This window comes from Pseudomonas sp. HPB0071 (genome assembly GCF_000478505.2).
GTDB classification, from domain to species: Bacteria; Pseudomonadota; Gammaproteobacteria; order Pseudomonadales; family Pseudomonadaceae; genus Chryseomonas; species Chryseomonas luteola.
Genome location: NZ_KI517369.1, coordinates 268,778 through 287,697, shown reverse-complemented (window position 1 = coordinate 287,697; position 18,920 = coordinate 268,778). Strand labels below are relative to the sequence as shown.

The window sequence follows — 18,920 nt, the reverse complement described above, 5'->3', positions numbered from 1 at the left end:
CGGTAGAATGGCGAGATGAAAAAGAGTACCTCGCCGTATCACGGTTTCCGTTTTCCATCCGCAGTCATCAGCTGCGCGGTGCGCTGGTATTACCGCTTCAACCTTAGCCTGCGTGACATCGAGGAATTGCTGCTCGAACGCGGCGTCGTGGTCAGCTACGAGTCGGTGCGCAACTGGTGCGACCGGTTTGGTGCGATGTTCGCCTGCCGGGCCAAAGCAGTTCGGCCGCGATCGGGCGCGACCTGGCATCTCGATGAGGTGTTCGTGAAACTGCGCGGGGAGCCATACGTGCTGTGGCGCGCAGTAGACGAACATGGGACCGAACTGGATGTGCTGTTGCAGAAGAAGCGCGACAAGGCCGCCGCAAAGCGCTTCTTCAGAAAGATGCTGCGCTCGTACCCGGTACCGCGCAGGATTGTTACCGACCAGTTGCGTAGCTATCCGGCGGCAAAGGCCGAGGTGCCACAGTTGGCCAATGTGAAACACGTGTTCGTGAAGGCGGCGGCCCGGGTAAACAACCGGGCGGAAAACAGCCACCAGCCAACGCGCCGACGTGAGCGCCAGATGCAGGGTTTCCGTGATCCACGACGCACGCAGCGCTTTCTGTCGAGCTTCGGACCGATCCGGCAGCACTTCGCCTTACCCCGTCATCGCATAGACGCTGCTACACACCGTGCCCAGCTGAAGCAACGTCTGGACAGCTGGTATGGCTGGAGCGCAACCAATCTGGGCACCGACACCCCATAATCAGAAGGAATCCTACACACTGTCGATTCGTACGGCCATCTGCCTTCAATTTGACAAGGCCCTCTGCTGGCTGAGATCAAGAAATGTCGGATTGTTTCGGGTCGAAGCTTGACTCTTCAGTTGCTCGTAGTTATAGACGGAGTAAGGGGTTGCAGGATGAGCTGCCGCATGTTTCAAGCGTCGCTAGATACGATAGGGGCATCAGAAGCAAAGCCATGGAGTAGAGCGGATAGTGCAGACCGGTTTCTCCTGGGCGTACGCGAATGGACACGCGCTGCTCGGGATGCAAGGGTGGTCGGCAAGTTGTATGTCGCCTTTGAGTTGGGCGACAGCACTGGGGATCTCTGTCTCGGCGAAGGCGTTCGCTCGCCGAGACGGGGTACGGTGTACGGTGGCGAAACAGCGGCACTCCTTAAGACGATCGGGAGAGCTAAGATGCGATCGAGATTTCTTCCATCGATTCCTCATGCTCAAGCCTCTCGCGGAGGTCCGCGTCACACCGAACTCAAAACGTTCCTGAAAACGAGCCGCCATCCATCAAGATGTTCTGACCAGTCAAGTAGCCCGCGTGTCCGCTGCACAGGAAAGCGCACATCGCGCCGAACTCCTGCGCCGTGCCGAATCTCCCTACCGGTATTGCCTGACGTTTCGCTTCGAGCACAGCGTCATACGCCTTGCCCTGCGCGGTAGCGGCCGCTTGGGTGGACTGCTTCAGGCGGTCGGTATCGAACAAGCCCGGCAGCAGATTGTTGATGGTCACGTTATGCTCCGCGATCCGTTTCTGCCGGGCCAGACCCGCGACGAAGCCGGTCAGGCCGGAACGCGCGCCGTTGGACAGCCCGAGCACATCGATGGGCGCCTTCACCGCACCCGACGTGATGTTGACGATCCGGCCGAAGCCTCGCTCGGCCATCGCGTCGACGGTGGCGCGCATCAGTTCGATGGCCGTCAGCATGTTCGCATCGAGCGCCGCGATCCAGTCGGCTCGGGTCCAGTCGCGAAAATCGCCCGGCGGCGGGCCGCCCGCATTGTTGATCAGGATGTCGATGCGCGGCGCCGCGCTCAATGCCCGCATCCGTCCCGCGCTAGTCGTGATATCGCCTGCCAAGGCGATCACCTGAACGTGGGGATTCAGTTGCCGAAGCCCGGCTGCCGTCGATGCCAGCGCGTCCTCGCCGCGCGCCGTCACCACGACGTTGACGCCTTCAGCGACCAGCGCTTCGGCGCAGCCCTTCCCCAGCCCCTTGCTCGCGGCGCAAACGAGCGCCCATTTACCCTCGATTTGCAGATCCATTGCGCGTCCAACCTCCAATCAAATGACAGATTCTTCTCGTTGAGTCATGGCCTCAGCTGTGCGCGCGCGGAAAGCTTGTGCAACACGCGGCTCGTGAAAGTTGTGCGGCCCGATCTCGCCGATCGACCGGACGCCGGTCAGCGCCATCGTCACGTCGAGTTCGTTCCGCACAATCTCGAGCATGCGCGCGACGCCGGGTTCGCCCATCGCGCCGAGGGCATACATGAAGGCTCGGCCGATCATCGTGCCCTTCGCGCCCAGCGCGAGCGCCTTCATCACATCCTGGCCGGTGCGGATGCCGCCATCGACCCACACTTCAGTGGCGTCGCCCACGGCATCCACCACGGCGGGCAAGGCCTCGACCGTCGACGGCGCGCCGTCGAGCTGCCGTCCGCCATGATTGCTGACGACGATGGCATCGGCGCCCAGCGAAGCCGCCATGCGCGCATCCTCGGCGCACATGATGCCCTTGAGCACCAGCTTGCCGGGCCAAAGACTGCGGATATGCGCGATGTCGTTCCAGTCGAGGCTCGGATCGAATTGCGATGCGACCCACTTGCTGATCGCGATCACATCGTCACCGCCCTTGATGAAGCCGGCGAGATTGCCGAAGTTGCGTCTGCCCGAAGCGGCGCGCATCACCCAGCCCGGCTTGCGCAGAAAATCAAGCAGGTTCGCCGCCGTCAGGCGAGGCGGCACGGTCATGCCGTTCTTGAGATCCTTGTGACGCTGCCCGTTGATCTGCAGATCGAGCGTGACCACCAGCGCCGAACAACCGGCGGCCTTCGCGCGCTCGATCAGCGACTGGTTGAAGCCCCGGTCGCGCATGACGTAGAGCTGAAACCAGAACGGCGCCTTCGTATGAGCCGCAACATCCTCGATCGAACAGATGCTCACGGTCGAGAGCGTGAACGGCACGCCGAAGCGCTCGGCTGCGCGCGCACCCAGGATTTCGCCGTTGGCCCATTGCATGCCCGTCAGTCCGGTCGGTGCGATGGCCACGGGCATTGCGACCCGCTGTCCGAGCATCGTGCTTGCGGTGCTGCGCCCTTCCACGTTCACGCCTACGCGTTGCTTGAGCGTCAGCCGGGCGAACGCGCGACCGTTCTCGCGATAGGTCGATTCCGTGTACGAACCACTATCGACGTAATCGTAGAACGCCTTGGGCACCCGTTTTTTCGCCATGACGCGAAGGTCTTCCACACACGTTATTGTTCGCATTGAAGCTCGAACTCCTACAAAGATCTTTTCAAGAGGCACATAGGGCGTAAACCGTGCGAATCAGGAAAGCGCGCCGACGGAGGTTTCCCCGACGTCTTCCGACACCGCGACAGGCCGGTGCACGAGCAGCAGATACGCCACCGCCGAGAGCAGCGCGATGACCGCGCTCACGATGAGCGAGGCGACGAACGAATGCGTCCGGTCCACGACGATGCCGGTGACGATCGGCGCAGCAGAGCCGGCCAGGAAGCCGCCGAAGTTCTGAATGCCGCCGAGCGAAGCCACCGCCTGGCGCGGCGCGGCGATCGAGATCAGCGACCACGCGCCGCCCGATGCCAGATTGATGAAGAACATGGCGCCCGAGATGTAGATCACGGCGAGCGTGGTGGACGGCGTCAGCGCCGCCGGAACGGTGAACGCCGCCGCGCCCACGAGACCGATGCAGATCGGCCACTTGCGGCTGGTGATCGCCTGCAGCCCTCTGCGGTACAGGCGGTCTGCCGTGAAGCCGCTGCTCAGCATGCCGAGCGTGCCGAAGACATAGGGAATCGAGACGACCCAGCCCGCCTTCGCGATGCTCAGACCGCGTTCGTGTTCAAGATAGGCCGGCAGCCATGTGAGGTAGAGCCACACGGTATAGATGACGCCCATGAAGCCGAAGAAGATGCCCCACGTCGTCTTCTGCCGGAACAGGCTGCGCCATTGTGCACCGCTGAGCGGCTTGCTGTTCTCGTTTTCCTGCGAGTCCTGGTTCAGATAGGCGGTTTCCTCAGCCGCCAGCTTCACTTCGTCGCGATTGCGATAGGCCACATACCAGCCGATCGCCACGATGACGCCGAACACGCCGGTGGCGAAGAACATGTTGCGCCAGCCGAGCGCAAGCATCATGGCGGTGAGGATCGGTGGCGCTATCGCCGGGCCTACGGTCGTCGACGCAACGAAGATGCCGGTCGGCGTGCCGCGGTCGCGCACCGCGAACCATTCGCCGATGACCTTCGCGCCGGCCGGAAACTGCGGTGCTTCGCCAATGCCGAGGCACACGCGCGCCAAGAAGAACTGCTGGATATTGCCGACGAGCCCGCAGCAGGCCTGCGCGACCGACCACAGGATCATGCCCCAGCCCAGCATCACGCGCGCGCCGAAACGGTCGAGCATCGCGCCGACCGGTAGTTGCGCGAACGCATAGGCGAGCGAGAAGGCCGACAGCAGCAGGCCCATCTGCGAGGCGCTCAAGCCCATCTCGCCGCGAATCACGCTATTTGCAATGGAGAGCGCGCTGCGATCCAGATAGTTGATGCTGCCGGCGAGGGTCAAAAAGAAGATCGAAATGCGCTGGATCCGTACGATCCGTTTGCTCTTGTTCATGCGGTGTCTCCGTCCGTGTCATGCGCGGACGCCTCGTTGGTCGGGCGTCCGTCTCTTCGTCAATACGACGCTTCCAGCAAGCCGAGGTAATCCGCTTCCGATGCTTCGCGCGGATTGGTCTTGTGACTGTGATCCTTGAGCGCGCCCGACACGATGCGCGGAAACATCTCGCGCGTGACGCCCAGCGCCCGAAGGCCGGTCGGCAAGCCGAGGCGTGCCGTCATGTCGCGCAGCGCCGACGAAATCTCCGTGTCCTGACGCAACTGCATGGCGCTCGCCATGCGCTCCATCTTTTCTTCGTCGCGCATGGACGGAGCGCTTCGGTTGAACTCCACGACCGCCGGCAGAAAGATGGCGTTGAGCGTGCCGTGATGCAGTCGCGGGTCGATTCCGCCGAGCGAATGGCTCAGGCTATGGACGCAGCCCAGTCCCTTCTGGAAAGCGAGTGCGCCTTCCATCGAAGCCATCATCATGTTTTCCCGCGCGGTTTGGTCGGTCGGCTCTTTCGTGGCCCGTTCGATATGCGCCCAGGCGCGGCGCAAGCCGTCCAGCGCGATGCCGTCGGCCGGCGGATTGCGCATCGGCGACATGAAGGTTTCCAGACAGTGCGCGATCGCATCCATGCCGGTGGCGGCGGTGAGTTGCGGCGGCAGGCCGACCGTCAGGCCGGGATCGCAGATCGCGACCTTCGGCACGACATGCGGCGAGATCACGCCCACCTTGCGGCCGTCGTCCAGGATCAGGATGGCGCCGCGTCCGACTTCGCTGCCGGTGCCGGCAGTGGTCGGCACTGCGATCACAGGGGCCGTTGCTGGAGTGATGCGAGCCAGGCCACCTTCGATGACAGCGAAGCTTTTCAGCGGGCCTTCGTGCTTGGCGCATACGGCTACACCTTTGGCAAGGTCAATAGCGGAACCGCCGCCGATGGCGATGATGCCGTCGCAACCGCATTCCTTGAACATGGCCACTGCTTCACGAACAGCATTTTCGTTTGGGTTGGGTGGCGTGCCGTCATAGATCGGCAGCTGAACAGTGGAGTCGGTGAATTTGCTCAGAGCTACATCGACGATACCTGCCGCACGGACACCACGGTCAGTGACGATCAAAGGGCGGGTAATACCAATGCGCTGACACTCTGCAGGCAGGAGCGAAATAGCTCCGACTTCAAACTGGATCTGGGTGATGTAATTGATCAGGGACATGGGGTCTCCTCGAGCCTACTGGCTTTGTTATTTTGGGCCGATCTCAGGCCAATCCGCTGCACCGAGTGCGACATCGTGCCGCGCCAGTATAGAAATCTGAATTCAGCCGTGGTATTGAGAACAATCCATACAGGTATAACTAGGATTCATACCAAATGACCCCGTCCCTCAACTCGATCATGTCCAGGCTCCACGCTAGACACCTGCGATTGCTCATCGAGCTGGACGAGCACCGCTCTCTTCTCGGAGCCGCAAATAGCGTGGGGCTGACACAACCTGGGGCAAGCAAGGCCCTTCAGGAGATCGAGACGACTTTTGGTACGACGCTTTTTAATCGCAACAACCGTGGGCTTGAACCAACGGCTGCCGGCTATTGCGCCATCAGGTACGCCAGGGTGGTGCAGACTGATATCTCGAACCTGCGGCACGATTTGGATGCGATCCTGAGAGGGGTCGGGGGACGCCTTGCGGTGGGGGCGATCATGGGGGCAGTGCCGCTGTTGATGAAGGCGGTCTCCCAGCTGACTGCCATACAGCCGGAAATGTCATTCGAGATCATTGAGGACACCAGCCAATCGCTCTTAACCCAGATCGAGAGCGGGCGTCTGGACATGGCCCTGTGCCGGACGAGTGTGAGCAGTTCGCCGCATCTTTTCTCGAGTGCGTTTGTTCAGGACGAGACTCTGGCGGTCATCGCCAACATCGACCACCCCTTCCAGGCCGCTGGAGCACTTCGCTTGGAGGAGTTGGCTGAAAGTCGGTGGATCGTCTACCGGGCCAACATGCCTATGCGGGTGCAGCTTGAGCGAGAGTTCCATGATGCGGGCATCCGCTTCCCTCTGCACCTGGTGGAGACCACGTCGATTCTGGCAACGCTGTCACTGCTGCAGAACCAGCCCGAATTCGTTGCGCTTGTGTCAATCGATGTGGCCAAGCAGTGCGTCCAGCACAACCGCGTATGCATCTTGCCCTTGGCCATCAAGTCCGTAAGCGACCCCTACGAGTTGGTAACACGCAGAGGTAGCCAGGCCACACCGGCTATGGAGCAACTGAGGGGGTTGCTGATACAAGTCGAGCTCGACGATGCTGGCCGCCCTAAAGCGCTTCAATCAGAAGGTGGTCGGGCACTGCGACCGAACCACAATCCCCACTGACCTACGTCAAAACTCGTCGCAGCCTGAAGAGTTACGGCGAACTATAATGAAAATACTTTGTCACGTTATTGGATCCGAAACTGCTTTCGGAGTCTAGCTCGCTCGAATGAGATTCAAAATAATGATCCCATCGGCGATTAGGACGACTTCAGCTGGAGGCTGTTCTCCATGGACGCGATCAAAAGCTGCTATCACCCCATCGATGCGGCAATTCTTTGGTGCGATCTGGCCGATCACACCGCAGAGATCTTACAGGTCGAAATAGCCCACTCAGGTGAGCTACTCAAGCATTTTCCGCAGTGGCCCTGTCTCCACTTCTATGTGGAGCGCATCTACGACGCCATTGCCTCGGGTGAGCTACCGGCAACGTCCCTCGGCGGGCCCATTACGCTCAACGACCACGCCGAGCGAGTGTATTGGTCCATACGCCGTCCGGATCTGCGGGCCTGGTTTGCGCTAAACCATCCGGAGGAAAAACCCGAATTCCTGTTCCCCAAAAATATCGACCACCTCGAATGCGTGAGTTTGAACGCCTTTTTGGCTGTGCAAGCTGAACGGGACTTCTACGCGCGTGAGTTTGAGAAAATGCATCAGGCCTACGATTCTGTTGTCGAAGAGATGACGGTCTACAAGCGCCATGAAAACGAGCTAACGGCGCAGCTTGATGCAGCGGAGCCAGCCCCTGAAGCCTCCGCCAGCGTCCACTACACGATCATCGGCGCCCTACTGGCAATCACCGTAGGCAAGTCGAAATCCGGCCAAGTGCAGTCGATCTATAAAAATCAGACTGCGGTAGTCCAGGCTATTTTGTCTCAATTTCCCGGCCTACATGGTTTGAGCAAACACACCCTTGATCGGAAATTTGCGTTGGCTCGCCGCCATTTGGCCCAAGCGGAGCAGGCCTAACTCCGAATAGCCAGGCAATGGCGGCCATTGCCTGGCAATGATTTTTCACCCCCACGGACCTTCACTGACTGTCACATCCCACTGCGCGCCACATGGCGCTAAGGAGTGACACCATGCAACCGGCCAGCCCTGCCCCAGCTTCCGCCGATCGCCACATCATGCGCCGCGATGAGGTGGAACAAAAAACCGGCTTCAAACGCTCGCACATCTACAACTTGATGAAGGCCGGACTATTCCCGCAATGCCGGCGCATCGGCACGCGCGCGGTCGGTTGGGACTCGCTGGAGATTGAGCAGTGGGTTCAGGATCGCCTGTCTGTTCGGGAGTAGTGCCATGAAAGTCCTTTCGCTGATCTCGACCAAGGGCGGGGCCGGCAAGACCACGGTTGCCGCCAACCTCGGCGGCCTGCTTGCCGACGCGGGCTTGAAGGTGCTGCTGCTCGACCTAGACAGTCAACCGACGTTGTCCAGCTACTACGCTCTGTGCAAGTCACGTGAAGCGGGCAGTTACGAACTGATCTCGCAGCGGCTCACGGTTGCCGAGCAGATCATTTCCGTCACCACCATCCCGCGGCTTGAACTGATCGTTTCCAACGACCGCGCGGGCCACCTGGGCACCGTACTGCTGCACGCGCCCGATGGCCGACTGCGCCTGCGCAACCTGCTACCCGCATTTGCCGATCAGTACGATGTGCTGATCGTCGACACCCAGGGCGCGCGCAGCGTGGTGGTGGAAATGGCCATCCTGGCCTCAGATTGTGCGCTATGCCCGTTGCCACCGGAAATGCTCGCGGCACGCGAACTGCGCCGCGGCACGCTCGGCCTGTTCGAAGAGCTGGAACCCTACCGCTACCTCGGCGTGTACTTGCCCCCGGTGAAACTGCTTCTCAATCAGGTGAACGCCAACCGGCGCGATACCTGCCTGATCATGCAGAGCCTGCGCAACACCTTTGCCGCCGACCCGCATGTCAGCGTCTGTAAAACGGTGATTCCCGATCGCGTCGCGTACCTCAATGCCGCGTCATTGGGATTGCCGGTGCATCGGATCGAGTCGAAAGCCGCCCCTCGATCGCGCAGTCGCTGCGCGGCCGATGTCATGCGGGCACTGGCCAATGAACTGTTCCCGGAGTGGGAGCAGCGACTGGCCCAGCCCAGGGGCCGTGCGCGCTCTTAAGCTGGAGTCCGAGGAGCTGGGTAGAAGCATTGAGCTGGCCAGGCAGCTGATCGACCAGACCCTAAGCCGTGAAGAGACCTGTCTCGTCAGCCTGCACGGGCAGTATCAGAACCTGTCCCAGCAAAGGTTAAGCAACGAGACCTTATCGTTGGCCGAGCTAAGCCACTGCTACCGCCGAGGCGTGGATGACTGCCTGAACCGGCACGAGAGACAAGTGACCCTTTGGCAGGCCCAGGCGCACTCCATGGTGCGCGAATCGCTGCAGAGCGCCAGCGATCGCTTGCACAACTATCAGGAGCGGTATCTGGCGCAGCTTCCAGCAGCCGTAGCTGAAGAAGAGCAATGCCTAGGCAATCTCCTCACGCAATACACCTACCTTGCCGAGCGCAAGGCTGCTGATTCCGCGCAGGAACTCATGCAGATAAGGCAAGCCTTGTCCATGCAACTTGATGCTCGACTGGCTGAGGAACAGCGCTGTGTTGATTCGCTGGCTGGTCAGTACCAGCTGGCAGCGCAGGGAAGCCTTCAGCAAGAGGAAGCCTCGCTTCAGCGGTACAAGGATCTTTATACCGTTCTTGATCCAAGAGCGATCATGGCCAAGGGGTTTGCGCTGGTGAAGCGGCAGGATGGACAGGCTATAAGGTCAGCTAACGATGTGATGCCAGATGAGCCTATTTGCATTCATTTCCATGACGGTATAGCAGCCGTTATAGCAGTTCAAAAGAATATATAAAGATCAGGATATAAGGGATGTCTAGGAAAACTTTAATATTTGGCAATGGACTTGGAATGGCACTAGATCCTACTCATTTCTCGCTCACGAATGCGATGGCTGACGTATGGGATGATGATGAAGATCTTTCGGATACTCAAAAAAATCTGATTAGCGAATGTTTAGGTGGTGGGGGCCTAGTACCTGAACAGGAAGACCAGCTCGATCCTCTTCACCAAGTTATATCAGCCTGCAAGATACTTAATAGCGTAAGCCAGTCTCAAAACATGGAGGTGCATTGGCTTTCATCTGAAGGTCAAGAATTTCCTAGGGCAGTAAGCAGGTACATACATAAGGTGGCAACAAGATTGCATTTGTACGAAGGCGCCCTACCTAGAGATTTCGTACAGCCCTTAGCGAATTTTATCAGAAGGACTGACTCACACGTCGCAACGCTGAATTACGATCGGTTGCTATATGACGCTCTCATTGATGAAGAAGTGATAACTAACAATTACTACACCACTTCTTTAGTAGATGGCATGGTGCGGGATGGATTTAATTCGGATGCAATGCAGCGAGCTTTCGGCAACACGTTTGGCTATTACTTGCATCTTCATGGCTCTCCTCTGTTCTATGACGATCAATATGGCGCGATACGCAAAAGGCAGAGGCATGAGCTAACTCCTACTTCAGCAAATGGTTCTGACCACATCGTATTAACGCATGTAAGGCATAAACGCTCTGTAATTGGTGCTTCACATGTGCTATCGACTTACTGGGATTACTTAAACCTTTGCCTAGAAGAATCTAGCGGAATCGTCATCGTTGGCTACTCTGGCTGCGACAACCATTTGAACAACCTACTTGCTGCCCATGGGCGGTCCAGAGATATTCATGTAGTGGAATGGAGCAATCCTGCCGAGAGGCGTGCCGAAAGACAACAATACTGGGCACGTAAGCTCAAAACTGAAGAATTCACATTACAACGGTTAACTAATATTCTTGACTTTAATAGCTGGGACTAATTATGACTCAGAGCTGGCACTCTCACTATAGAGCTATCAGGGCAAGTTATGGCCATATCACTTGATGAAAATCAATCCAAAGTCAATACGCTGTTTGAGCTGATCCAGCTGCTCCATATGGCGCTCAAGCTGGATAGTCTAGAAATCCAGGAAGAGGAAATCGTCGACCTGATTATCGAGATAGCCAACGAGCTGGACGATACGAGCCCAGCACCATATTTGCACAACGCCCTGATTGATCCGACCGAGCCTATGGAGCCCATCTGCTGGGTCACGCTCTATATGACTCTGTTGCCTGCCGTAGGCCGCAAGCTAGGACTGCTAGATACGCAGAGCGCCGATCCACGGGCATGGGTCAATGAAGAAATGACTCACACGCAGAACCTTGTCAGCGAATGGTCGCGTAATGCAGAGCGTGTCATCGCTGACGTCAACCATGCCATGCGTAACCAGGTGGGATTTGATGCTGAGGAACTGTCCGAGCACATGCAAAGGACAGGCGAAAGCATGGGCCAGGCTGAGGCACGGCTATACAGCCAGCGGTCAGGGTTGAAGACAGTGCATTAAGAGCCGCAGCGATGTTTAGCTATAAAACAAAGAGCTGAAGGGCAGGCAGAAGTGATATTAATTTAACATAATCATTATTATGCGAAGAGATAGGTCATAACGGGCATGGCAATCAGACCAAAAACAATCCATGGGATAGAGTCATTGAGTTCCTCCCATTCGCTCTGGCTAAGCTGATCCCAGCGGCACATCAGAATCTTAACAATCATCTCGATTGACCTATTCACGATTGTAGCAAGGATCTCTAGGAGGCTTGGAATGCTAGTCAGATTAACAGGTTATAAAGAAGGAATATTCCACCACCAATGACCGGAACCGCAATCGCAGCCGCTTGCAAAAGCGGAACAAAGCTATTTCTTTGGTTTTTCTGCATCTGATGGATGATGCTTTGAACCTTCTGCGGATCGTTCAGGTAAGGGCTCTTGAACTGTTGTTTGGTGCTCATAGTAGACCTCTCGTGCTTTAAGCGTGGCGGTTAAGCCCGTAAAGATGGCCGCTAATACAGCCCCAATAACCGTAAGCCACTTGCGGATAGACTCCTTTCGGTAGTCTTTCACTTCTACGTCAAGCTTGCTGATGTCAAGATCCAGCTTAACGATGTCCAAAGCTGTTTTCTGGTTATCCAGTTCCAGCTTTTCAAGCGTCTTCTCGAGAATTCGAATTTCGAGTCCCGTCTTTCTCAGTGTATAGACTGCCTGCTGGGATGCAATATCCTCTGGCTTGTCTGGTATGTCTGATTCGCTCATTGGAAGTGCAATCCTCAACGGACCCCGTGCTCAGTCAACATCCACACAACTGTGTAGCTAATCGATGTAATCACAAGCAACAACACCCATGCTCGCCAGCCTTTGCCAAGGCTGATGCCAAAGGAAGCTGAAATGACTCCAGCAGAAACAGCGGCCAGACTTGGAAACAGGCTATCCGCACGCTCTCCATTGAGCAGGCTGAAAACCAGAAACATCATGATGATGAACGTGGCTAGGCCCAGCTCCTTGGGCGAAGGGTGCTTGATCTCTACACCAAACAGGTTCATGGGTTAACTTTCCCCATTGAGCAAACGTGGCGAGCCCAGGAAGCCAACGTTGCCATTACCATGAATGGTGCAGCACCCAACGATGTAAGAGGCACGATCACCTCAGGTGTGTAGTCAAAAGCGAGATACGAACCATATGTTTGTGTGGCTCCTGGGAGCACAGTCGTCAGGAGTAAACCGAGAGGAAAGAGGACGTGGACGATGAGACCAAGAGCGACTACGGCAGCCCCGATTACTACCGCCTCTGAAAACCACCCTTTAACAAATGGCTGCATCTCGCGCACCCACCAAATGCTCAGGCCGCGGCTGATAGTTTTTACATCGCAATTCGTGGCGTGATGCTTACGTAGAGGCATTGCTGTTTCCTAGGTCAATCGGCTTGCTTTATCAAAAGCGCGGGTAGTATTCGTGTGAGCAGGCTCTAATAATGCCTTCCATCAAGCGATCCCCTGCTGGTGACACAGATAGTCCAGCGCCACCTCGCTATAGCTGTCTCCAGCCTCTAGCTTGATCTTTCCCTGCGCTTCAAGCTCTTTACCCAATGCGGCCAGCTTTTGCGATTGCGGATACAGCTTAAGGATTGAAGACATCCAAACAATTGCGTTCTCTACATCCAATGCAAACTGATCAAGCTTTTTACTCTTAACGAGGGAAAGAGGATCTGGCCGGTCTACACCATCTTTTTCGGACTGTAGTTTTTGGCAAAGCTCCAAAAGCTCAATGCCTCGCATTACCTGAGATTCGTATGTCGTTGTCACTTTGATTTCCTCTAACTCTTCCGTCCGTTGGTATGAAATCAGCTTCTCACGAGTTTGGTGAAATGCAAGTCAGGCAGAAACTAGGCTATCAAGCGCGGGCAGTATTCGTGTGAGTTGGCTTCAGCAAGAGCTCCCGACTCCTTTCCCTGATCGCTAAAGCCTTCTCCAACGCCTTGGCAAAATTTGCCTCCCAGGTATTGGCGGTACCAATGTAGACATTCACAGGCTTTCCTCTCAAGGGCGTGACCTTGAAGCTGTAGAGCAGCTGTGAACCCTTGCCCCCTCGGTTAACGCTTTTGCGTGTGGCCAGCGTAATGCCGACAGGCAGGTCAGGGCGGGCTTTATCGCTGCGCTGGTTGGCCTGATTGCGGATCGGTGCAATGTACGGACGAAGCTGATCGTTGAGTTCCTTGGCGGCTATATAGCTAGCGCCAGGATCGAAGTCATAGGCCGCATCGAAAAAGGCTTTGGGAGACTCCCCGCTCCGGATTGGTGCTACATACCAGCCGTCGTCGGTCCGGCTTCGAGTGATTCCATGGTCTGGATTGTTCTCGTTGAGCATTACTTCACCTTTGATACCAGTGTGAGGTTTCCATACACCAATTTTTAATAAATGCAATAGGGTCAATCTTGCTACTCCCTACCCGCGCGGGTAGGCAGTACGCCCATTGGATGGGTTCTTGATCCCTTAACATTAACGCCATACCAGGTGCCGGTTCGATTGCCAGCCTTGGTCTACGGCTGAGATGTTGGGGTGTTGTCTTCTCCACGGGGCACTCAGCGTTCAGTAACTGAATCTGGCTCTGCTGGAGGCAACGATGAACCTACCCATGATCTCGGTTGAGCACATCAAGACCGAGACCCTGCCCGCCCTGTTTCTGGATAGCGATGCCATCGGACAGTACGGCGCTGGCGCCATCGACAGCTCAAGCGTGGATCGTTACTCGGACCTCATGGAAACAGCAGCAGTGTCCAGACTGGCTGGGTTGATCGGCCAGATTGTTGAAAGGCTCGCTGACGCTGATCCGCGCAAGATGGCAAAACAGCCTACTCGGCTTGAGCGCTGGACAGGCAAAGGGCTTGAGCGCCAGGCGCGCTACTACTCCGCGCGCAAGAATCTTGAGGATTTGATCGAAGAGGCTCAGGTTCATGCTCAACGTGTCACGGATACGCTCAAAGCGCTAGATAACCTTCTTGTCAGCCTTCAGGAAGAGGCCGCCCGGCTACGCCTGTATATCCAGGCTGCACGTGAATTCCTGGACGAGAACCCTGAACTTGGCCTTCACCAGCAAGCGCAATGGGAGTTCGACAACCCGCGAGACCGCCTGACGCGAAAGATCGTCAACCTGACCACCCTCCTCTCATCCCACGACATGAGCGTGATCCAGATGCGACTGACCCGTGCGCAGGCGCTGGACATGCTGGACCGTTTCAACGAGACCGTGACCGTTCTGGTGCCGGTCTGGCGCCAGCACACCCTGACGCTTTTAACCACCCGCCACATGAGCGCGGAGATGGTGGCCGAGGCTACTCGTGCCCACAAAGACCTGCTGGGCAGCCTTTCCAAAAGCCTAGACGGCATCCATTAAGCAACGGAGAACACGCATTGTGAATACCTATATTCAGCCACAGCAGTCTCGCCATGCCGCTACCGTGTTTACGCTGGATGCCAACAGCCTCAGCGCTCTTGGCCTTGGCGATACGGATATCGAACAGATCAAGACCGTTGCCCAGACCATCAAGCTTGATGACCTCGTAAGCGTGGCCAACTTTGGGCGTGAGGTAGCGGCACATACGTCCAGCTATGCAGACCCTCTATTGGACCAGATCACCAACAAGGACCTCGACAGCGCCGGCGAAAAGCTCTCCCAGATTGTCACCCTTGCCCGCTCGGTCAACATTAACGGCCTCACCCAAAAGCGCTCACGCCTGCCGGTCATTGGCGGCCTGATCAATCGAATCAAGTTGCGAGGAGGCAACGCTTTGGCTCGCTTTGACACCACGCGTGAGCAGATCGAAAAGCTTATCGGCGAGGTGCAGACGGCTCAAGGCAACATTGCCGAGCGCAATGCCTCCCTGAACAGCATGTTTGCTGCCGTGGAGAATGAGCATCATCTCCTGGGCGTACACGTAGCAGCCGGACACCTTCGGCTCAACGAGATGCGCGCACAGGCCGAAGACATGCGCCAGAGCGTCAATAACGATCCTACCCAGCTTCAACGTCTGGCGGATCTTGACGCGCAGATTGCCAACCTTGACAAGCGCATCGATGACCTCAGAGCCATGCAGCATTCGGCGTACCAGAGCCTGCCCGCAATTCGCATCATTCAGGCCAACAACCAGATGCTGATCGACAAGTTTCACACGATCCGGGAGATCACAGTTCCCGCATGGAAACGCCAGTTCATGCTGGCGGTATCGCTCAACGAGCAGCGCAACGCCGTCGAGCTGGCGCAATCGATCGACGACACCACCAATGCGCTGCTGCGTAGCAATGCCGAGCTGCTGCACCGCAATGCCGTAGACACCGCCAAGGCCAACCAGCGGCTGGCCATCGATCCTGAAACGCTGCAGAAGGTACAAGACGAGCTGATCAGGACTGTACAGGATGTTCAGGCGATCATTCGCAAGGGCGCGGGTGAGCGGCGTAATGCCCAGAAGCAGATTGAGCAGATGCGTACTTCCCTTCGTACACAACTGGTCGGGAGCCAGTCGGAAGGTGAGGTATGAATCAGCAAACACAGATATTCAGGCAAGGCTTGGCCGAGCTGGATGAGCGCTGCTGTTGGCTCAAGAGCAAGACAGGTCTCCTGTGGAAAGCAGCCGCCACAGTGTTGGCTCTTTATCTGATCGCCCTGACTGCCAGCTGGATGCTTGGAGATCTGGGCAAGATCAGCTCTATCGACATACCCGCAGAACTGGCACAGCTGTTCAAGGACGTGGGCAACACTACGGGTCATGATCAGGGCATCGGGCTTGTAGCCTCAAATGAGTTCGAGGCTATCCATAGTCAACTCCTAGGAATGCTGACCACTTATATCGCGCCCGTGGGGTTTGCCTTGGGTCTCATGGTTGCCGGCATCAAGTTAAACTTTGGAGAACCTGCGTCCGCCCTGAAGGTGGCCGTGTTTTCGCTCATGATCTTGGGAGTACCCAGACTAGCCGCAACATCGCTTGGCATTGATGACCTATCAAGTTCTGATACATCGAGCTACGCCACCTTTACTTCGGCGGTTGAGGAGGGACGAGCCCATGATGTGGAGTATCAGCTCAAATCGATTGCCCAGAGCGGTAAGAGTGTTGATTCGCTCCAGGTTGATTACCTGCTTGCCCAGATGATTGTGCGCTACCACAGCCATCCAGAAGTCAGAGAAGGATCGTTTGAGAAAACCAGGGAGTGGTATCGCTACAACAGTGGTATTGCCAGGCGCTTCGTCGATGCTCTGGTCGCCAGGCAAGGACAGGCACTGTTTGAGATTGACGCACAGAACCTCTTTGCCATTGCTCACTTCGTCCATAGCAAGCCATACCCACAGGCAGCGATTGATTATGAAGCCAGCCAAAGCTGGAAGCTGGCGATCCTTGCAGCATTGGAGAAACTGCTGATCGCTTTACTCGCAGTGCTGGTGATGCTCAGTACAGGTGTATTGCTAATCAAAGCCATGCTTGAAGGTCGTGCTGATCGCATCCGTAGTTTGTTGGGCGATGTCGTGGAGCAGGAGCAGGCGGTATGAGCCACTTTGATCATCCACTCAGCCCTGATGTAAATGAGCTTGAAGCTCGCAGCCGCCTGCTTAAGCGCAAGGCGGGCCAGCTCTTATGGGCGTTCGGCTGTCTGGCGGCGGTTCAGGCGGGTGTGTTTGTCTTCGGCCTATTGATCAAACCAGGTCACCCGCTGGCTCGTATCGACCTACCTGCCAACCATCGCTTCAGTTAGAGGAAAACTATGGCCGACTACCTATTGAGTGTTTTCCTGGTTGCACCGATAGCTATCTTGTGGCTGGTGCTGTTAATGCCGTCCGATCAAGAGTTAGCGGTAGCATCGATTGAGAGAGAGCGTGAGCGGGTAGCTATACGGGTTTCGAGCAAAAGGAGGCTTATGCACCGCTTCCTCAAGGGCTGGCTTGCTGCCTGTGTAATGTGGACCGCGCTGGTCGCAGGCGCCACGTACCTGAGCTGGCCAGAGCAGACTCGACCCATGCCTGTCCTGCCCGAGCTGCCAGGCCTCGAACACTACGAGCAGGCGTATAGCAGAGGTCTTACAGAGGAATCGTTCTTTGAATTCCATGCCGCAGCAGTAAGGAAGCAGAACACCATCCTTGCTACCCATCAGGAATTTGAAGACGGGTATGGGGACAGGATCAAAAAGTTGCTGCTTGTAGCTTTAGGGATCTGGATAGGCCCCTGTGCAGCGCTTGGAGTAGCCTTAGCACGCGTGGAAGGCAGACGATAATGTGAATCTTTGGGGTATCAATTTCTTTCCATAGTTTGGCGGCAATGAGCCATTTGAGGGTTTACACATGGAAACCATGAGCAATTACAAATATCTGGTCACTTACGGAAAGTTGCTGTACGACAAAAATGATTTTATTCCATTCTTGGTCGAAACCACTGCCCCAATCAGCACAGCTTTGCATTTCAAGGTGCTGAAAAATAGGGCAGTTGCGGCGCACCCCCACCGGTCAGATGACTTAATTCCTATATCAGTCAGCCTTCTACTGCCGGGAATATCTCCAGCTGTACCTGCAGATTTTTCTGTGATCAGCTTTGAATTGGTTCACCCTGAGGCGAAAAGTCAAAAGTAATGAGAATTCAATAGCTGGATAGCCCACAGAAAAAGAACTGCAGTGGCTTGCATGTAACATTAGAGGGAATAGGATGAACGAAACAACAGTAGTGAATATAGCTAGCGTATGTTTTGTGCTTGCAGTACTGAGCACATACTTTCCTTTGAAAAAGGCCCAGCTTGGTGTCAAAGGGGGACTCGGCATCGGAGAGCTGATCTGTTACGGGAGTTATACCGTCAGTTTTTTGCTTTTCGCATGGAGTGATTACGCCTCGTTCAAGATGACGCCAACACCAGCAGATGTTGCTGGTATATGTTTGACCCTTGCCCTAGTGAGTTCGTACTTTCCACTCAAGAGAGCCTACCTTGGCATCAAGGGAGGAAGTCGGATCGGTGAAATCGTATGCTATGGATTCTATTTTGTTAGCCTTTCTATAGCGGGATGGTCCCAGTTCTACTCGTAGACACGGCTGTGGCGGGTATCAAGAAAACCGCTCCACTCCTGCATCAGCCCCCTTCTCTTTTCCAGCAGATCCCCACGGTTATAGGCCGCCTCCACCTTACTGCCCAGCATATGCGCCAGCGCCATCTCGCAGACCTCGCGGGGGTAATTTGTAGTCTCTGCCGCCCAGGTTCTGAAGGTTGCACGAAAGCCATGCGGTACTGCCATGTGAGCGTTTAGGATATCCAATACGCTGAAGATAACATTGCCGGTATACAGCCAGTGCGTCTGCGATTGCGTAATACCACTTAGGGAAGGTCTGAAAAAGACTTCCCGAATCTGGTGAAATACGCCGATCCCGCCAGCCGAGTTTTTCCATGAAGCAGATGACCTTCGCCGACGCCGAGTACGCCAGCAAGCGCAAGCAGACCCGTAAGGAATTGTTCCTGATCGAGATGGATCAGGTGGTGCCGTGGAAGGGATTGATTGCCCTGATCGAGCCACACTACCCAAAGGGTGAAGGTGGTCGTCC

Annotated in this window: 24 protein-coding genes and 1 pseudogene; 15 read left to right on the top strand and 10 right to left on the bottom strand. The window is 56.3% G+C overall.

What is annotated here, in order from left to right; genetic code table 11:
* Positions 1–15: 15 nt before the first annotated feature.
* Positions 16–747 carry an IS6 family transposase gene (locus HMPREF1487_RS24300; RefSeq protein WP_010799448.1) on the top strand — a complete coding sequence of 244 codons (732 nt, stop codon included), beginning with the start codon at positions 16–18 and terminating at the stop codon, positions 745–747.
* Positions 748–1,252: 505 nt separating this feature from the next.
* On the opposite strand, the gene HMPREF1487_RS24295 is transcribed toward HMPREF1487_RS24300, so the two are convergent.
* Genes HMPREF1487_RS24295 through HMPREF1487_RS24280 form a run of 4 tightly spaced genes read right to left on the bottom strand, consistent with a single transcriptional unit; the run spans position 1,253 to position 5,829 of the window.
* Entirely contained in the window at positions 1,253–2,041 is a 789-nt protein-coding gene (locus tag HMPREF1487_RS24295; protein ID WP_010799446.1) for an SDR family oxidoreductase, read from the bottom strand.
* A gap of 18 nt (positions 2,042–2,059) precedes the next feature.
* Positions 2,060–3,262, bottom strand: coding sequence for an alpha-hydroxy acid oxidase (locus tag HMPREF1487_RS24290; RefSeq protein ID WP_010799445.1), 1,203 nt, complete (start codon positions 3,260–3,262; stop codon positions 2,060–2,062).
* Positions 3,263–3,322: 60 nt separating this feature from the next.
* A complete protein-coding gene (locus tag HMPREF1487_RS24285; protein ID WP_010799444.1) occupies positions 3,323–4,627 on the bottom strand; it encodes an MFS transporter in 1,305 nt (434 codons plus the stop codon).
* A gap of 59 nt (positions 4,628–4,686) precedes the next feature.
* Entirely contained in the window at positions 4,687–5,829 is a 1,143-nt protein-coding gene (locus HMPREF1487_RS24280) for an iron-containing alcohol dehydrogenase (protein ID WP_010799443.1), read from the bottom strand.
* A 155-nt stretch (positions 5,830–5,984) separates the two neighbouring features.
* On the opposite strand from HMPREF1487_RS24280, the gene HMPREF1487_RS24275 reads away from it, so the two are divergent.
* The 7 genes from HMPREF1487_RS24275 (at position 5,985) to HMPREF1487_RS24245 (ending at position 11,369) form a co-directional block, all read left to right on the top strand.
* The gene (locus tag HMPREF1487_RS24275; RefSeq protein ID WP_010799442.1) at positions 5,985–6,983 is read left to right on the top strand and encodes a LysR family transcriptional regulator; all 999 of its coding nucleotides are present in this window, start codon (positions 5,985–5,987) and stop codon (positions 6,981–6,983) included.
* Between the two features lie 168 nt (positions 6,984–7,151).
* Positions 7,152–7,889: a hypothetical protein gene (locus tag HMPREF1487_RS24270; RefSeq protein WP_010799441.1), complete on the top strand. Its 738-nt coding sequence runs from the start codon at positions 7,152–7,154 to the stop codon at positions 7,887–7,889.
* 113 nt (positions 7,890–8,002) lie between these two features.
* Positions 8,003–8,218, top strand: coding sequence for an AlpA family transcriptional regulator (locus HMPREF1487_RS24265; protein ID WP_010799440.1), 216 nt, complete (start codon positions 8,003–8,005; stop codon positions 8,216–8,218).
* A 4-nt stretch (positions 8,219–8,222) separates the two neighbouring features.
* Entirely contained in the window at positions 8,223–9,062 is an 840-nt protein-coding gene (locus HMPREF1487_RS24260; protein ID WP_010799439.1) for a ParA family protein, read from the top strand.
* Positions 9,049–9,795 carry an exodeoxyribonuclease VII large subunit gene (locus HMPREF1487_RS24255; RefSeq protein ID WP_037031259.1) on the top strand — a complete coding sequence of 249 codons (747 nt, stop codon included), beginning with the start codon at positions 9,049–9,051 and terminating at the stop codon, positions 9,793–9,795. The genes HMPREF1487_RS24260 and HMPREF1487_RS24255 overlap by 14 nt, the downstream gene beginning before the upstream one ends.
* Positions 9,796–9,812: 17 nt before the next feature.
* Positions 9,813–10,802: an SIR2 family protein gene (locus HMPREF1487_RS24250; RefSeq protein WP_010799437.1), complete on the top strand. Its 990-nt coding sequence runs from the start codon at positions 9,813–9,815 to the stop codon at positions 10,800–10,802.
* Positions 10,803–10,850: 48 nt separating this feature from the next.
* Positions 10,851–11,369: a hypothetical protein gene (locus HMPREF1487_RS24245; RefSeq protein ID WP_010799436.1), complete on the top strand. Its 519-nt coding sequence runs from the start codon at positions 10,851–10,853 to the stop codon at positions 11,367–11,369.
* 77 nt (positions 11,370–11,446) lie between these two features.
* Here HMPREF1487_RS24245 and HMPREF1487_RS28150 read toward each other — a convergent pair whose 3' ends face one another.
* From HMPREF1487_RS28150 to HMPREF1487_RS24220, 5 genes are all read right to left on the bottom strand, one after another.
* A complete protein-coding gene (locus HMPREF1487_RS28150; protein WP_010799435.1) occupies positions 11,447–11,578 on the bottom strand; it encodes a hypothetical protein in 132 nt (43 codons plus the stop codon).
* A 141-nt stretch (positions 11,579–11,719) separates the two neighbouring features.
* Entirely contained in the window at positions 11,720–12,115 is a 396-nt protein-coding gene (locus HMPREF1487_RS24240; protein WP_010799434.1) for a hypothetical protein, read from the bottom strand.
* A gap of 14 nt (positions 12,116–12,129) precedes the next feature.
* Positions 12,130–12,402 (bottom strand): hypothetical protein, encoded by a 273-nt coding sequence (locus HMPREF1487_RS24235; RefSeq protein ID WP_010799433.1) that lies wholly within the window; start codon positions 12,400–12,402, stop codon positions 12,130–12,132.
* Between the two features lie 437 nt (positions 12,403–12,839).
* Positions 12,840–13,160, bottom strand: coding sequence for a hypothetical protein (locus HMPREF1487_RS24225; RefSeq protein ID WP_010799431.1), 321 nt, complete (start codon positions 13,158–13,160; stop codon positions 12,840–12,842).
* Between the two features lie 88 nt (positions 13,161–13,248).
* Complete coding sequence (locus HMPREF1487_RS24220; protein ID WP_010799430.1) at positions 13,249–13,722, bottom strand: hypothetical protein; 474 nt, start codon at positions 13,720–13,722, stop codon at positions 13,249–13,251.
* Between the two features lie 256 nt (positions 13,723–13,978).
* On the opposite strand from HMPREF1487_RS24220, the gene HMPREF1487_RS24215 reads away from it, so the two are divergent.
* The 6 genes from HMPREF1487_RS24215 to HMPREF1487_RS24190 all read left to right on the top strand — a co-directional run bounded on the left by HMPREF1487_RS24215 (position 13,979) and on the right by HMPREF1487_RS24190 (position 17,965).
* The gene (locus HMPREF1487_RS24215; RefSeq protein ID WP_010799429.1) at positions 13,979–14,749 is read left to right on the top strand and encodes a toxic anion resistance protein; all 771 of its coding nucleotides are present in this window, start codon (positions 13,979–13,981) and stop codon (positions 14,747–14,749) included.
* 19 nt (positions 14,750–14,768) lie between these two features.
* On the top strand, positions 14,769–15,890 hold the full coding sequence (locus tag HMPREF1487_RS24210) for a toxic anion resistance protein (RefSeq protein ID WP_010799428.1): 1,122 nt from the start codon (positions 14,769–14,771) through the stop codon (positions 15,888–15,890).
* Complete coding sequence (locus tag HMPREF1487_RS24205) at positions 15,887–16,894, top strand: hypothetical protein (RefSeq protein ID WP_010799427.1); 1,008 nt, start codon at positions 15,887–15,889, stop codon at positions 16,892–16,894. The genes HMPREF1487_RS24210 and HMPREF1487_RS24205 overlap by 4 nt, the downstream gene beginning before the upstream one ends.
* Positions 16,891–17,097 carry a hypothetical protein gene (locus tag HMPREF1487_RS24200; RefSeq protein ID WP_010799426.1) on the top strand — a complete coding sequence of 69 codons (207 nt, stop codon included), beginning with the start codon at positions 16,891–16,893 and terminating at the stop codon, positions 17,095–17,097. The genes HMPREF1487_RS24205 and HMPREF1487_RS24200 overlap by 4 nt, the downstream gene beginning before the upstream one ends.
* A gap of 162 nt (positions 17,098–17,259) precedes the next feature.
* Complete coding sequence (locus tag HMPREF1487_RS24195; RefSeq protein ID WP_154982417.1) at positions 17,260–17,613, top strand: hypothetical protein; 354 nt, start codon at positions 17,260–17,262, stop codon at positions 17,611–17,613.
* A gap of 67 nt (positions 17,614–17,680) precedes the next feature.
* Positions 17,681–17,965 carry a hypothetical protein gene (locus HMPREF1487_RS24190; RefSeq protein ID WP_010799424.1) on the top strand — a complete coding sequence of 95 codons (285 nt, stop codon included), beginning with the start codon at positions 17,681–17,683 and terminating at the stop codon, positions 17,963–17,965.
* Positions 17,966–18,400: 435 nt separating this feature from the next.
* On the opposite strand, the gene HMPREF1487_RS24180 is transcribed toward HMPREF1487_RS24190, so the two are convergent.
* Positions 18,401–18,616 carry a hypothetical protein gene (locus tag HMPREF1487_RS24180; RefSeq protein ID WP_010799422.1) on the bottom strand — a complete coding sequence of 72 codons (216 nt, stop codon included), beginning with the start codon at positions 18,614–18,616 and terminating at the stop codon, positions 18,401–18,403.
* Between the two features lie 149 nt (positions 18,617–18,765).
* Between HMPREF1487_RS24180 and HMPREF1487_RS27520 the strand changes: the two are divergent.
* A pseudogene (locus HMPREF1487_RS27520) lies at positions 18,766–18,920 on the top strand (IS5/IS1182 family transposase); the annotation flags it as partial.

Bases quoted from the DNA above. Each gene is read 5' to 3' on its own strand.
- HMPREF1487_RS24300 (WP_010799448.1), top strand. From the start codon at position 16: ATGAAAAAGAGTACCTCGCCGTATCACGGTTTCCGTTTTCCATCCGCA.
- HMPREF1487_RS24295 (WP_010799446.1), bottom strand. From the start codon at position 2,041: ATGGATCTGCAAATCGAGGGTAAATGGGCGCTCGTTTGCGCCGCGAGC.
- HMPREF1487_RS24290 (WP_010799445.1), bottom strand. From the start codon at position 3,262: ATGCGAACAATAACGTGTGTGGAAGACCTTCGCGTCATGGCGAAAAAA.
- HMPREF1487_RS24285 (WP_010799444.1), bottom strand. From the start codon at position 4,627: ATGAACAAGAGCAAACGGATCGTACGGATCCAGCGCATTTCGATCTTC.
- HMPREF1487_RS24280 (WP_010799443.1), bottom strand. From the start codon at position 5,829: ATGTCCCTGATCAATTACATCACCCAGATCCAGTTTGAAGTCGGAGCT.
- HMPREF1487_RS24275 (WP_010799442.1), top strand. From the start codon at position 5,985: ATGACCCCGTCCCTCAACTCGATCATGTCCAGGCTCCACGCTAGACAC.
- HMPREF1487_RS24270 (WP_010799441.1), top strand. From the start codon at position 7,152: ATGGACGCGATCAAAAGCTGCTATCACCCCATCGATGCGGCAATTCTT.
- HMPREF1487_RS24265 (WP_010799440.1), top strand. From the start codon at position 8,003: ATGCAACCGGCCAGCCCTGCCCCAGCTTCCGCCGATCGCCACATCATG.
- HMPREF1487_RS24260 (WP_010799439.1), top strand. From the start codon at position 8,223: ATGAAAGTCCTTTCGCTGATCTCGACCAAGGGCGGGGCCGGCAAGACC.
- HMPREF1487_RS24250 (WP_010799437.1), top strand. From the start codon at position 9,813: ATGTCTAGGAAAACTTTAATATTTGGCAATGGACTTGGAATGGCACTA.
- HMPREF1487_RS24245 (WP_010799436.1), top strand. From the start codon at position 10,851: ATGGCCATATCACTTGATGAAAATCAATCCAAAGTCAATACGCTGTTT.
- HMPREF1487_RS28150 (WP_010799435.1), bottom strand. From the start codon at position 11,578: ATGATTGTTAAGATTCTGATGTGCCGCTGGGATCAGCTTAGCCAGAGC.
- HMPREF1487_RS24240 (WP_010799434.1), bottom strand. From the start codon at position 12,115: ATGAGCGAATCAGACATACCAGACAAGCCAGAGGATATTGCATCCCAG.
- HMPREF1487_RS24235 (WP_010799433.1), bottom strand. From the start codon at position 12,402: ATGAACCTGTTTGGTGTAGAGATCAAGCACCCTTCGCCCAAGGAGCTG.
- HMPREF1487_RS24220 (WP_010799430.1), bottom strand. From the start codon at position 13,722: ATGCTCAACGAGAACAATCCAGACCATGGAATCACTCGAAGCCGGACC.
- HMPREF1487_RS24215 (WP_010799429.1), top strand. From the start codon at position 13,979: ATGAACCTACCCATGATCTCGGTTGAGCACATCAAGACCGAGACCCTG.
- HMPREF1487_RS24205 (WP_010799427.1), top strand. From the start codon at position 15,887: ATGAATCAGCAAACACAGATATTCAGGCAAGGCTTGGCCGAGCTGGAT.
- HMPREF1487_RS24200 (WP_010799426.1), top strand. From the start codon at position 16,891: ATGAGCCACTTTGATCATCCACTCAGCCCTGATGTAAATGAGCTTGAA.
- HMPREF1487_RS24195 (WP_154982417.1), top strand. From the start codon at position 17,260: ATGCACCGCTTCCTCAAGGGCTGGCTTGCTGCCTGTGTAATGTGGACC.
- HMPREF1487_RS24190 (WP_010799424.1), top strand. From the start codon at position 17,681: ATGGAAACCATGAGCAATTACAAATATCTGGTCACTTACGGAAAGTTG.
- HMPREF1487_RS24180 (WP_010799422.1), bottom strand. From the start codon at position 18,616: ATGGCAGTACCGCATGGCTTTCGTGCAACCTTCAGAACCTGGGCGGCA.